Genomic DNA, 13085 nt, shown 5'->3' with positions numbered 1-13085 from the left:
GTTGCTCTAGTTACTTATGACGTCCCAGGAGGGATTCGAACCCCCGACCGACGGCTTAGAAGGCCGTTGCTCTATCCTGCTGAGCTACTGAGACATGATGTATGTTCCTAATTTCTAATTTAATTTTCTCTTAGGAAAGACAATATTTATTATATGTCGTTTATAACATAATGTCAACATTATTTTTACTATGAAGGCAAGGTTTGCCTTGAAAATATTATATACCTATTTATTGTATGAATCTAGATGTTTCTTTATGACATTTCAATATAGTTCACTGCCCTATTTTTGCTAAAATAATGAAAAGTAAAAATTGGAGGAATGAGTATGTTTGAAAACGCTGTTGTTGTCGTGACCGGTGGTGCACAAGGAATTGGAAAAGGTGTGGTGCTAGCATATGCAAAAAGTGGTGCGAAGGTTGTCATTGCAGATGTCAATGTAGAGCTCGGTAAACAGCTGGAGCAAGAAATGCATGGGCAAGGTTATTCGGCATTATTCGTAGAGACAGATGTTACAAAGGAACAAGATATTATTTCTTTAATGCAGCAAACGGTTCAACATTACGGGACGATTACAATTTTAATTAATAATGCTGGAAAGTTTCTACATCTGTCTCCTTATGATATTACGTTTGCACAATGGCATGATATTTTACAAACGAATTTAACGAGTGTTTTATTCTGTTCACGAGAGGCGGCTAAAATAATGCGGATGAATGAGAATGGTGGTTCGATTGTTTCTTTAGCCTCTACACGGGCTTTTATGTCTGAGCCCGATACGGAAGCATATGCCGCTTCAAAGGGCGGTATTGTCGCTTTAACACACGCTTTAGCACGCTCTTTAGGACAAGATCTGATTACGGTCAATTGTATATCGCCTGGTTGGATTGAAACGGGGGATTATGAACAGCTACGTTCAATCGATCATGCACAACATTTATCAGGACGTGTTGGCGTGCCAGAAGATATTGCACAAGCATGTCTGTATTTAACAAATCCCGAAAATCGATTTGTTACAGGTATTAATCTTACCGTCGATGGGGGTATGACAAAGAAAATGTTGTATGAAGAATAATGGACGCTCTGCATTCATGCACACTGAAAGATCTTGTCGAGTATTCTACAATAGAATGTATACTTGAGGGAGTGAACGTGCATTGTTTCCGTATTCAAATGAATATAATAGCAATTCATTAAGCGCCATCTATACTGCCCCATACAAGCAGTATACAGCCCCTATCCGGCACTTTTTACAACCGCAGCGCGATAATCGAAAGTGCATCAGTAAAGCCGAATCTGATTATTTAGCGATGAATCGACTGTTGTGGATGGAGCATGTCAATTGGACGAGAATGACCATTATTAGCATTGTCTTTGGTTTGCCAGATTTACCATTTGTGCAAACGCGTCTATTACGCAATGCGACGGATTTAGGAAATTGTCTTCGTCCATTCTATGGAGATCAAGTAGCTGATCGGTACGCCGAGCTTATTAAAGAGCATCTACTTATTGCAGCGCAGATCGTTACGGCAGCAAATAAAGGCGATGCGACAACAGCAGCAGCAAAAGAAAAAGAATGGTATCGTAATGCCGATGATATCGCTATATTTTTATGTACGATTAATCCTTATTTGAGTAAAGAAGCTGTACAGCAAATGTTTTATAGCCATTTAGCTTTAACGAAAAAAGAAGCTGTTACTATGATTCAAAAAGACTATCAAGCAGATGTGCAAGTTTTTGATCAGATCGAAGCAGAGGTACTCGAAATGTCGGATATGATTGCAATGGCAATTGTAATGCAATTTTGCTACCGCTTTTATTAAACGAATCAATAAAAAACCAGATTCATCGACAATATCTTTTGTCCATCAATCTGGTGTTTCGTTATTTTCCTATAAACTAGTGGTTCCCCTTTATTTAAACCAACCTATTATTTCTCCGTATCGATTGGTTGCTTGTCAACATAGCGGTAATATAAATTGCGTAGTTCAGATTCTTTAAAAAGCCCTAGATGGCTCTTTAATTGAGGATGTACTAATATTCCCTTTGCACGTAGCTCCTTTACAAACCAACCTTTAGAATATTGATGCACGTTGCACAGTCTCCTTTTCTGTTATTCATACATAACGTATGCTTAAAGGTTTTGTGCTGTTACCGCTTTCCTTTTACTTCAATAAAAAAACGAAGGAAATTAATTCCTTCGTTTTAAAGCTATGTTTTATGTGCCACAGAACGTTTGATACGGACAGCTTGTTGGTGCTGGTAGCGTGGCATACTCTTCTTGATTAGCTAAATGGGCGTATGGCTGTGAAAGAGCCTGTAATAGCTCGTCCATCACTTGATAATTACCGTGCGTAACAGCAGCTTCTAACGCCTCTTCTACTCTGTGGTTTCGAGGAATAATTGCTGGATTGCTATTTCGCATTAATTGTTGTGAGTTCGCTTCTGTTTCCTCTTGTCTTTCACGTCTTGCTTGCCACTGCTCATACCAATTTTTAAATTCTGTACTATCAAATAGAGCCGTTTCCTCACACTTATTAAAAGTTAAAGCACGGAATGTGTTCGTAAAATCGGCATCATTCTTTTCCATTAATGTTAGCAGTTCTTCAATCAATGTTGCATCTTGCTCTTCTTCATTAAAAATCCCTAATTTCGCTCGCATGCCTGATAACCAATTGGTGTAATACAACTGAGGATATTGTTGTAATACTTCTTGGGCTAATGTCACTGCCTCTTCTTCGTTGTCATGAATGAGCAGAAGCAATGATTCAGCAAAACGCGCAATATTCCACCCTCCAATAGGTGGCTGGTTTCCATATGCATAGCGACCTTGTCTATCGATTGAGCTAAAAACTGTTGCAGGGTTATACGTATCCATGAAAGCACAAGGACCATAATCAATTGTTTCACCGCTAATGGTCATATTATCAGTGTTCATAACACCGTGAATAAAGCCAACTAGTTGCCATTGTGCAATGAGTTTAGCCTGTCTCTCCATAACTTCCTGAAGGAGGCTCAAATAGCGATTAGGGTGCTTCTGATCAATCATTGGGAAATGGCGTTCTATCGCATAATCGGCTAAAAGCTGAAGTTCTTCATCCGTCCCCCATTGTGCCACATATTGAAATGTCCCCACACGCAAATGACTGCTTGCAACACGCGTCAAAATAGCACCAGGCAGTTCAGTTTCACGTATGATCGTTTCGCCTGTCGTCACCACCGCTAAACTACGAGAAGTCGGAATGCCTAGTGCATACATCGCTTCACTAATAATATATTCGCGGAGCATCGGACCGAGTGCCGCGCGACCGTCACCCCCTCGAGAATACGGTGTTCGCCCTGACCCTTTAAGCCCAATATCATAGCGCTCCCCTGTTGGTGTGATTTGTTCGCCTAGAAGCAGTGCTCTACCGTCTCCTAACATATTAAAATGCCCAAATTGATGTCCTGCATAAGCCTGTGCAAGCGGACATGCACCACTTGGCACATCATTACCTGCAAGTATCTCGATACTGTCTTCACGTTGAAGGGCTTGATAATCTAATCCAAGGGACTTAGCAACTGCCTCATTAACAATCACCAGTTTAGGCGCTTGTACACGATTCAATTGAAGACGGCTATAGAATGAACTTGGTAGACGGGCGTAGCTATTATCGAAATTCCAACCTATGTTGTTTCCATTTGTCATTTAATCACCCTTGTTCTTTTCATTTAGTTTTTCTACTATAATACAATTAATTCGTGGACATATTTTCCAGCGTCACTTTTTGCATAAATATAAAAACGCTTAAACTCTCTTTTAGCAGAATCTTAAGCGTTTTTATATAAGGGTCATTTCTTATGACTTAATATGACTTATTTCCGAACAAACTTATGCGTTGAAATACAATCATTGTCATCTGTTAAGAAATTGACCTGAAAATAATCATCTTGAATATCTATAATTGCAAAGCTTTTTTCGTTGCGACCTCTTGGCTTTAATAAGCTTCCTGGATTTATAAATAGGACATCATCAATCATTTCAGCACCTAATACATGCGAGTGGCCGAAGCAGGCGATTTGTGCATCGACCTCCTTTGCACGATACGACAATGACAAAATAGATGTTTTCACATTAAATAAATGACCATGTGTCACAAAAAGAGTAACATCTTCCACTTCGATAATGACTTCATCTGGAAATGCTTTATCGATATCACAATTTCCTCGAACTTTCTTCATATCGTTGAGTGCTTCATGGGAGAAGGGAAGCTCACTATCGCCACAATGAATCAAAGTTTCTACATTTGGATAAAAGCTACGTACTTTATCAATAACAGCGCTATCTCCATGTGTATCACTCATGACTAATATTTGCATAGAAATCACCTCTTACTTAATAAGATTTGGCAATTGATCCTTTAGCTTACGAATGGCATTTCCACGGTGAGAAATAGCACCTTTTTCTTCTGGCGATAACTCAGCCATCATACGATTTAAGCTTGGTACAAAAAAGACTGGATCATATCCAAAGCCATTTGTACCACGTTTTTCACGTGCAATTACACCTTCACAAGTGCCGAAAACAGTTGTCGTTTCAAAATCTGGTCCTGCAATGGCAATACAGCAAGAAAATCGAGCTGTCCGCTTATCATCTTCAACGTCTTGTAAATTTTGCAATAGCTTCACCATATTCGCCTCGTCATCATGATCTCCAGCATAACGTGCCGAATAAACACCTGGTTCACCATTTAACGCATCCACAGCTAGCCCACTATCATCTGCAATAACAATAGTAGCAAGCTCTTTCGCCAAAGCTTCTGCCTTTAACACAGCATTTTCTTCAAATGTAGTGCCTGTTTCCTCTATTTCCATATTTGGTGCGACATCAAACATCGTCACCACTTCATAGCCAAGGGGCGCAAATAACGCTTCAAAATCTTTGGCTTTGCCTTTGTTTTTTGTAGCAATTACAACTTGTTTCATATTAGCTGTTTCCTCCTACTTTATGAGCCAGATCTCCAAGCGCTTGTTTTTGTAGTTCAATTAATTCTTGGATTCCTTTTTCACCTAATGCTAGCAATTCATTTAATTCTTCTCGTGAAAATGTTGCTTCTTCCCCTGTACCCTGTAGTTCTACAAAACGGCCAGCACCAGTCATGACGATGTTCATATCTACAGCTGCATCAACATCTTCGACATAGTTTAAGTCTAAAATTGCACCTTGCTCTTCAACAATGCCTACACTAGTAGCAGCTAAGAAATCTGTAATTGGGAATTTTTCTAGTTGTTTTTCTTCAGCAAGCTTAGCAATCGCCTGTGTCATCGCTACAAATGCACCTGTAATTGACGCAGTACGTGTCCCACCATCCGCTTGAATCACATCACAGTCAATCCATACCGTACGTTCACCCAAAGCCTCTAAATCGACGATAGCACGCAATGCACGCCCAATAAGACGTTGGATTTCCATTGTACGTCCGTTTACTTTTCCGCGTGACGATTCACGTGGTGTACGTTGTGCTGTGGCACGTGGTAGCATGGAATACTCAGCTGTAATCCATCCTTTACCTTGGCCGCGTAAAAAACCTGGTACTTTATCTTCAACTGTTGCCGTACAAATTACTTTCGTATTTCCAACTTGGATCAATACTGAGCCTTCTGGATGTAATAAATAATCGCTATCCATTTTTACAGGACGCAATGCATCTGCATTTCTACCATCAAATCTTGTCATAATTAATCGTGCCTCCTAAAATCTTTCGCGCCCTTATTTTATCATATTTTACATTGGTGCGACGATTTACTACGCCCAATATATGATATTTATCATATAAATTGCATTACATTTTCATCTACAATGAAAAATCTCCTCATGTTATAGTAATATAATAAAGAAAGAGGTGATGGTCATGTCTCAACCAACAATTGGGCATAGTAGTTATACCATAAAGGAAGAATTTTGGAATGCGCTAACACATGGAATAGGTGCATTTTTGACAGTTCCTGCTACCCTTCTATTAGTGCATAAAGCTTTAACAACTGGTACAAGAACCGAGCTTATTAGTTACATTATTTTTGGTTTATCGATGTTTTGTTTATACATAGCATCCACCTTGTATCACTCACTGCCGACAAATAAGGTGCTTTTAAAAAAACTAGATCATAGCTCCATTTTCTTATTAATCGCCGGAACTTATACACCAATTGCATTAATTGCGGTTGGTGGAAAGCTTGGATTGAGCATTTTTATTATTGAATGGGTACTTGCCTTCATCGGCATCATTCTAAAACAATTTTTCGTGTATCGTTTTAAAAAAATATCATTAATCGTCTATATTGGTATGGGATGGCTCATTGTCTTCGCCTATAAGCCATTAGTTGCCTACATCTCATTCAATGGGTTTATGACACTTTTAATCGGTGGTGTTTTTTATACTGCAGGCACTTATTTTTATAAGAACAAAAACATTAAGTACAACCATGCAATTTGGCATGTTTTTGTAATGGCTGGCAGTGCAGCGATGTTCGTTGCAATCTATTTATTTATGTAAAACATTTAGCTCCATACATTATTACGAAATAAAAAAATCAGCCTAGCTATTAAGCTAAGCTGATTTTTATTTTAATGTAATACGGTTTATGTCAAGCGTACCTTGCTCTAGCCAACTTTCTGCAATCGAACGGAAAATTGGAACAGAACCCGTTGCAAAAAATTTATGTGCGGGCTTAGCATTTGAATTTGCTAAAGTGCCATTATACGCAAGCATTTCCTCAACATCCTTTGCTGTTTCTTCCGCAGAAGATAGCACGAATACATCTTCTCCGACAACAGCTTCAATTTGTTTTTGCAAAATAGGATAATGTGTACATCCTAAAATGACCGTATCAAATTGTTCGTTTTTTAACGGTTTTAAGCCATCAGCAATTAAATTATTTGCAAATTCACCTTTATATTCGCCACTTTCTACTAGTGGTACGAATGTTGGACAAGCCAATGGAATAATGTGGGTAGACGTATTCAGAGATAATAATGCTTCTTCATATGCCCCACTTTTAATTGTTCCTTCTGTTGCAAGCACAACGACTTCATGTCGCTTCGTTTTCTTTACAGCTGCACGTGCGCCAGCATTAATAACGCCTAATACCGGAAAAGGCATATTACGTTGTAAACTTTCGAGTGCTACTGCAGTCGCTGTATTACAAGCAATGACTAGCATCTTGATATTCATTTTCTCTAGCGCTTTTGCCATTTGCCAAGTAAAATTTCGTACTTCCTGACGAGTTCGTGGACCATAGGGACATCTTGCAGTGTCACCGATATAATAAATCGTTTCATTCGGTAAACGTTTTATTATTTCCTTTGCTACGGTTAAACCGCCTACTCCTGAATCAATAACGCCTATCGGGGCATTCATACTTTCCGCCTCAATCCTGTTTCATGTGTACATGTAGTTTTTGTAAATAGCTTGATAATTGCGCGACTTCTTGTTCGTTAAATCCAACAAGCATTTCCTGCAAATATTGCTGTCTTTTTTCTATAACCTCTTGAATAATACGTTCGCCTTTTTCGAGAAGATGAACGACAACGACACGACGGTCATTTTCATCACGCATTCGCTTGACTAATTCATTTTTCTCCATTCGGTCCACTAAATCTGTTGTCGTACTAAAAGCTAAGTATAAACGGTTTGATAAATCGCCAATTGTAATATCACCAAGCTCTTCTAACCACTGCAATGCAACAAATTGTGGCGGCGTAATCGCATATTGTGAAACAATTTCTCTTCCTTTTTGCTTCACAATGGCCGCTATATAGCGTAGTTCCTTTTCAACCGTTGCAACGGTTTCAGGTGAGTGCTTTGTTACTTCATCCGACATATAACTATTCCACTCCTAAAAATACGTTGAATAGTTCTATTTTGTCGTTTTTTTTACGAAATAGCAAGAGTCCATTAGTCTAATTTAAATTCTTCTAAGCGTAACAGCTCAATCAACGCTTGAGATCGATTTGTTACACCCAGCTTTTGAATTGTATTAGAAATGTGATTTCGCACTGTTTTTTCACTAATACCAAGTTGCCCTGCAATATCCCTCGTTGTTTTTTCAGCTAATAAAAGCGCAAATATTTCACGTTCTCGGTTTGTTAATAGAGAACGATGATGAGAGCCATTCATTTTCAGTCACACCCTCCTCCCCCGCACGTATTGTAACTTATGTTAAGGAGTGTTGAGCGGTGACGGCTATTTTCATTAATATACGTAGTTTCCACAAAAAAATCGGAAGTTCTTCTATAATAGCGCAATTTACAAATAAAAGATGAATCAATTACCTTTGCGTAATTACGTCCAGCTCTTTTGAACCTGCTCGAAAAGTTCCTCTTTAAATTTGTGACATCTACGCATTTAGCTATATCCCCACTTATAGAAGTGACTTTTGCTGATGCAAGCTAAATAATAGCTAATGCCGCTAAATGTGCCTTTTCTTCTTCTGTTATTGGCACACTTTTACCTGTTCGAGGGTCCATTTGTACAACGGTACCACGTCCTGTAAAGCATACTTCATCCTTTTGATTTTTTGCTAAGTAATGAATATCCATTGATGAATTCCCTACTTTAGCTACTTTCGTATACACGCGAATGACATCATCGAAGAAAACTTGCTTTCTATAATCACATTGTAAATCCGCTACGATTGGAATCCCATTTACATTGTCATCAATTGCAGAAGGCATTAATATTCCCAGATGATTAAAATAATCAATCCTAGCCTGTTCAAAATATGTAAAACTAACTGTATTATTCATATGGCCATACATATCCGTTTCTGAAAAACGAACACGTACTTCAATATAAAATGAAAAATCATTTGCCCATTTCTCAAAATCCCCAATATAACTTGCTTTCATATTTAACTTCCCCCTTCGTTCTGTATCCAGCTTATGTTTTACGAAACTGTTGTTTATTTAGCCGTATGTTAATAGTTTAAAAATGAATATAAATTCATTATAAAGGAAATTGCTATATTATGATAGAAAAATCAGAAATTTTAGTGTTTTATTCCCGAATCACCTATTTTCTTTTAACTAACAGTCTATAAAAAAAACCCTTACACAATTGTGTAAGGGTTTTGCATTGTACAATTAGTCAACGTAATGGTCAGAACCGAAGAAGTTACGGAACATTTGCACTGTTGTTGCACGGTTTAAAGATGCGATAGATGTTGTTAAAGGAATCCCTTTAGGACAAGCAGCTACACAGTTTTGAGAGTTACCGCAGTTAGCAAGACCGCCGTCACCCATAATTGCATTTAAACGTTCGTCCTTAATCATTGCACCTGTTGGGTGTGTGTTAAATAGACGTACTTGTGATAATGGTGCTGGCCCAATGAATGAAGCTTTTTCAGACACGTTTGGACACGCTTCCATACATACACCACAAGTCATACATTTAGATAATTCATAAGCCCATTGACGTTTACCTTCTGGCAAACGAGGACCTTCACCTAAATCATAAGTACCATCGATTGGTACCCATGCTTTTACTTTTTTCAGTGCGTTGAACATACGATCACGGTCTACTTGTAAGTCACGTACAACCGGGAAAGTTTTCATTGGTTCAAGGCGAACTGGTTCAGTCAATTGATCAATCAGTGTTGAACATGATTGACGTGGACGGCCATTGATTACCATTGAACATGCTCCACAAACTTCTTCAAGACAGTTCATGTCCCAAGAAACTGGTGTTGTTTTTTCACCAGTTTCTGTCACTGGATTTTTTTGAATCTCCATTAACACAGAAATAACGTTCATACCATGACGGTAAGGAACTTCGAATTTCTGCCAGTAGCCTTGGCCACCTTGTGTATCTTGACGTAAAATTTCAACTTTTACTTTTCTTCCAGTATTAGCTGCGATTTCCATAATTCTTAGTCTCCTTTCGCAGAGTAGTCACGTTTACGTGGTGGGATTAATGAAACGTCTACTTCTTGATATGTGATAACTGGCTCGCCCGTAGCTGGGTCGAATTTCGCCATAGTTGTTTTTAAGAAGTTTTCATCATCACGTTGCGGGAAGTCTGGTTTATAGTGCGCACCACGAGATTCATTACGAAGTAAAGCACCTTTTGTCATTACTTTCGCTAAGTAAAGCATGTTTTTCAACTGACGAGTAAAGTGAGCACCTTGGTTACTCCATTTTTGTGTATCGTTGATATTGATGTTTTCCCAACGTTTTTGGAATTCCCCAAGTTTTTTATATGTTTCTTCAAGTTGGTCGTTAAAGCGTACAACTGTCATTGTAGCTGTCATTAACTCACCAAGCTCTTTATGAAGAAGGTAAGCGTTTTCTGTGCCGTCCATTTTCATGATAGCATCCCACTTAGCTTGCTCTTCTTTAACACGTGCTTCGAAAATATCTTGAGATAAATCTTCAGCATGCTTTTTAAGATGTTTAACGTAATCAACTGCATTTGGACCTGCAACCATACCACCATAAATAGCAGATAATAATGAGTTTGCACCTAGACGGTTTGCACCATGTTGAGAATAATCACATTCACCTGCTGCAAATAGACCAGGAATTTCAGTCATTTGGTTGTAGTCAACCCATAATCCACCCATAGAATAGTGAACTGCTGGGAAAATTTTCATTGGTAATTTACGTGGGTCATCACCTACGAATTTTTCGTAGATTTCAATGATACCACCAAGTTTAACATCTAATTCGTGTGGATCTTTATGAGAAAGATCTAGGTATACCATGTTTTCGCCGTTGATACCAAGCTTTTGGTTTACACAAACGTCAAAAATTTCACGTGTTGCAATATCACGTGGTACTAAGTTACCGTATGCAGGGTATTTTTCTTCTAAGAAGTACCAAGGTTTACCGTCTTTATATGTCCAAATACGACCACCTTCACCACGAGCAGATTCTGACATTAGACGGTTTTTGTCATCTCCAGGAATCGCTGTTGGGTGAATTTGAATGAACTCACCATTCGCGTATGAAGCACCTTGTTGGTATACGATAGAAGCAGCAGAACCTGTGTTAATAACAGAGTTTGTTGTTTTACCGAAAATAATACCAGGGCCACCAGTCGCCATAATAACAGCGTCTGCACGGAATGATTTAATTTCTTCTGTACGCATATTTTGTGCTACGATACCGCGGCAAACGCCGTCATCATCGATAATTACACCAAGGAATTCCCAGTGCTCATATTTGTTAACTAATCCAGCTACTTCGTGAGAACGAACTTGCTCGTCCAACGCGTATAGTAATTGTTGACCAGTTGTTGCACCTGAGAATGCTGTACGGTGCATTAACGTACCACCGAAACGACGGAAGTCTAATAAACCTTCTGGCGTACGGTTGAACATTACACCCATACGGTCCATTAAGTGAATAATACCAGGGGCTGCATCACACATACCTTTAACAGGTGGTTGGTTCGCTAAGAAGTCCCCACCATATACTGTATCATCAAAGTGAATCCAAGGAGAATCCCCTTCACCTTTTGTATTTACGGCACCATTAATTCCGCCTTGCGCACATACAGAGTGTGAGCGTTTTACAGGAACTAATGAGAATAAATCAATTTCAGTACCAACTTCAGCTGCTTTAATCGTTGCCATCAGACCAGCTAAACCGCCGCCAACAACAATTATTTTGCTTTTCGCCATGATTATTTCTCACTCCTCTTAAAAAATTGCAAAGATTGCATGCACTTCTATAGTAGCTTTTATTAAATTATACGAAAGCTAAAATAGCAGCCACACCAACTACACTTAGAATTACGAAAAGAACGTTTGTTACATAAGTAGCAATCTTTTGAGACTGAGGAGATTGTGTGATACCCCAGCTTACTAGGAATGCCCATAAGCCATTTGATAAGTGGAAAGTTGCTGATATAATACCAACAATATAGAATCCAAGCATAAATGGATTACTTACGATATTTGCCATCATGTCGTAATCAACGTGTGTACCAAGCGCTTTTTGAATACGAGTTTGGAAAATATGCCATGCAATGAAAATTACTAAAAATACACCAGTGAAGCGTTGTAATGAGAACATCCAGTTACGGTATGTGCTAAAACGCCCTGTATTTGGTGTAGCAGTGAATGCGATGTACACACCATAAAATGCGTGGAACATTAATGGAATGTAGATGACAATCCACTCTACTAGGATAAGAAATGGAATCTTTTCCATTACTGCGGTAGCATCATTGTAACTTTCTGCTCCGCCTGTTGCTGTAAAGTTAATGAATAGGTGCATCGTTAAAAACAGACCTACTGGAATGATACCTAGTAGAGAATGTAAGCGACGCCATAAAAACTCTCGATCTTTCGACAAGACTGTTACCCCCCTTAGTACTTAAAATAGCACAACAAAAGAAGTCACCATTTTGTAAATGATACTCCATTGACTGTGTATTTCATCATGGTACAATATTATGACATGTTTATTGTACTCTCAAGTGCTACGAGCGTCAAGGTAACATAGAGTTTTTAATAGCCCTTATTATAGAAGCAATCTAGTACATAACGTGTCGTTTCTTCTCGAAAATTCTACCTTTACTTTATTGACGCTAAATTATAAGAAAATTCTAAGAAAGAAGGATTTCAATGTTAAATAATCCATCTAATACAATCTCACCATTTGGATATGAGTTAATCCGTGATCATATACTATCTTCTATACTCGGTAAACATGAAGATGACGTACTTTATTGGGCTGGAAAGGAGCTTGCACGGAAGTTCCCTTGTAAAAGTCAAGAAGAACTTATCGCATTTTTCGCGGATGCGTGCTGGGGTACTCTTGAATTGACAAAGGAGTCTAAAGATGGACGAATTTTCCATTTAACAAATGAACCAACACTTTTGCAAATTCATAATCGAAGCTTCAGACTAGAAGCAGGGTTTATTGCTGAACAAATCCAACAAGCAAAAGGATACTTAACGGAATGTTATGATGAGAAGCGCGAAAAGCACCAGTTCGTCATGTTTACAGTTAAATGGGATGTTAAAGAGCGTATTATGAATACAATTCAAAATGGATAAGCTAGTAAAGCATTGCGATTTTGTTAGAAAAGCAATCCTTTC

At 38.5% G+C, this 13085-nt stretch carries 16 protein-coding genes and 1 tRNA gene; 4 read left to right on the top strand and 13 right to left on the bottom strand.

The window, feature by feature from the left end:
- Window positions 1–20 precede the first annotated feature (20 nt).
- Window positions 21–94: transfer RNA gene (locus NSQ74_RS10510), tRNA-Arg, on the bottom strand.
- Window positions 95–327: 233 nt separating this feature from the next.
- On the opposite strand from NSQ74_RS10510, the gene NSQ74_RS10505 reads away from it, so the two are divergent.
- Complete coding sequence (locus tag NSQ74_RS10505; RefSeq protein ID WP_340823190.1) at window positions 328–1074, top strand: SDR family NAD(P)-dependent oxidoreductase; 747 nt, start codon at window positions 328–330, stop codon at window positions 1072–1074.
- An 82-nt stretch (window positions 1075–1156) separates the two neighbouring features.
- Window positions 1157–1822 carry a hypothetical protein gene (locus tag NSQ74_RS10500; protein ID WP_340823189.1) on the top strand — a complete coding sequence of 222 codons (666 nt, stop codon included), beginning with the start codon at window positions 1157–1159 and terminating at the stop codon, window positions 1820–1822.
- A 107-nt stretch (window positions 1823–1929) separates the two neighbouring features.
- Here the strand turns inward: NSQ74_RS10500 and NSQ74_RS10495 are convergent, their stop codons facing one another.
- The 5 genes from NSQ74_RS10495 to rph form a co-directional block, all read right to left on the bottom strand.
- Window positions 1930–2091 (bottom strand): DUF2639 domain-containing protein, encoded by a 162-nt coding sequence (locus NSQ74_RS10495; RefSeq protein ID WP_340823188.1) that lies wholly within the window; start codon window positions 2089–2091, stop codon window positions 1930–1932.
- A 126-nt stretch (window positions 2092–2217) separates the two neighbouring features.
- Entirely contained in the window at window positions 2218–3687 is a 1470-nt protein-coding gene (locus tag NSQ74_RS10490; protein ID WP_340823186.1) for a protein adenylyltransferase SelO, read from the bottom strand.
- Window positions 3688–3854: 167 nt separating this feature from the next.
- Window positions 3855–4358 carry a metallophosphoesterase gene (locus NSQ74_RS10485; RefSeq protein WP_340823184.1) on the bottom strand — a complete coding sequence of 168 codons (504 nt, stop codon included), beginning with the start codon at window positions 4356–4358 and terminating at the stop codon, window positions 3855–3857.
- Window positions 4359–4370: 12 nt separating this feature from the next.
- Window positions 4371–4964, bottom strand: coding sequence for an XTP/dITP diphosphatase (locus NSQ74_RS10480; protein ID WP_340823182.1), 594 nt, complete (start codon window positions 4962–4964; stop codon window positions 4371–4373).
- A 1-nt stretch (window position 4965) separates the two neighbouring features.
- On the bottom strand, window positions 4966–5715 hold the full coding sequence (gene rph / locus NSQ74_RS10475; RefSeq protein ID WP_340823181.1) for a ribonuclease PH: 750 nt from the start codon (window positions 5713–5715) through the stop codon (window positions 4966–4968).
- 175 nt (window positions 5716–5890) lie between these two features.
- On the opposite strand from rph, the gene trhA reads away from it, so the two are divergent.
- Window positions 5891–6532: a PAQR family membrane homeostasis protein TrhA gene (trhA, locus tag NSQ74_RS10470; RefSeq protein ID WP_340823179.1), complete on the top strand. Its 642-nt coding sequence runs from the start codon at window positions 5891–5893 to the stop codon at window positions 6530–6532.
- A 66-nt stretch (window positions 6533–6598) separates the two neighbouring features.
- On the opposite strand, the gene racE is transcribed toward trhA, so the two are convergent.
- The 7 genes from racE to NSQ74_RS10435 form a co-directional block, all read right to left on the bottom strand.
- Window positions 6599–7396, bottom strand: a complete 798-nt coding sequence (racE, locus tag NSQ74_RS10465; RefSeq protein WP_340823177.1) for a glutamate racemase — start codon at window positions 7394–7396, stop codon at window positions 6599–6601.
- A 10-nt stretch (window positions 7397–7406) separates the two neighbouring features.
- Complete coding sequence (locus NSQ74_RS10460; RefSeq protein WP_172772341.1) at window positions 7407–7859, bottom strand: MarR family winged helix-turn-helix transcriptional regulator; 453 nt, start codon at window positions 7857–7859, stop codon at window positions 7407–7409.
- A gap of 74 nt (window positions 7860–7933) precedes the next feature.
- Entirely contained in the window at window positions 7934–8155 is a 222-nt protein-coding gene (locus NSQ74_RS10455) for a helix-turn-helix domain-containing protein (RefSeq protein ID WP_172772342.1), read from the bottom strand.
- A gap of 272 nt (window positions 8156–8427) precedes the next feature.
- Entirely contained in the window at window positions 8428–8886 is a 459-nt protein-coding gene (locus NSQ74_RS10450; protein WP_340823176.1) for an acyl-CoA thioesterase, read from the bottom strand.
- A gap of 234 nt (window positions 8887–9120) precedes the next feature.
- The gene (sdhB, locus tag NSQ74_RS10445) at window positions 9121–9900 is read right to left on the bottom strand and encodes a succinate dehydrogenase iron-sulfur subunit (RefSeq protein WP_340823175.1); all 780 of its coding nucleotides are present in this window, start codon (window positions 9898–9900) and stop codon (window positions 9121–9123) included.
- Between the two features lie 5 nt (window positions 9901–9905).
- Window positions 9906–11660 (bottom strand): succinate dehydrogenase flavoprotein subunit, encoded by a 1755-nt coding sequence (sdhA, locus tag NSQ74_RS10440; protein ID WP_340823174.1) that lies wholly within the window; start codon window positions 11658–11660, stop codon window positions 9906–9908.
- Between the two features lie 67 nt (window positions 11661–11727).
- Window positions 11728–12336: a succinate dehydrogenase cytochrome b558 subunit gene (locus NSQ74_RS10435; RefSeq protein WP_340823173.1), complete on the bottom strand. Its 609-nt coding sequence runs from the start codon at window positions 12334–12336 to the stop codon at window positions 11728–11730.
- 272 nt (window positions 12337–12608) lie between these two features.
- Between NSQ74_RS10435 and NSQ74_RS10430 the strand changes: the two genes are divergently transcribed.
- Window positions 12609–13043, top strand: coding sequence for a YslB family protein (locus NSQ74_RS10430; RefSeq protein WP_340823172.1), 435 nt, complete (start codon window positions 12609–12611; stop codon window positions 13041–13043).
- The last annotated feature ends 42 nt before the right edge of the window (window positions 13044–13085 follow it).

The organism is Lysinibacillus sp. FSL W8-0992, from assembly GCF_038008685.1.
Lineage (GTDB): Bacteria > Bacillota > Bacilli > Bacillales_A > Planococcaceae > Lysinibacillus.
The sequence above is the reverse complement of the archived record's forward strand: the minus strand, read 5'-3'. Positions and strand labels throughout refer to the sequence as shown.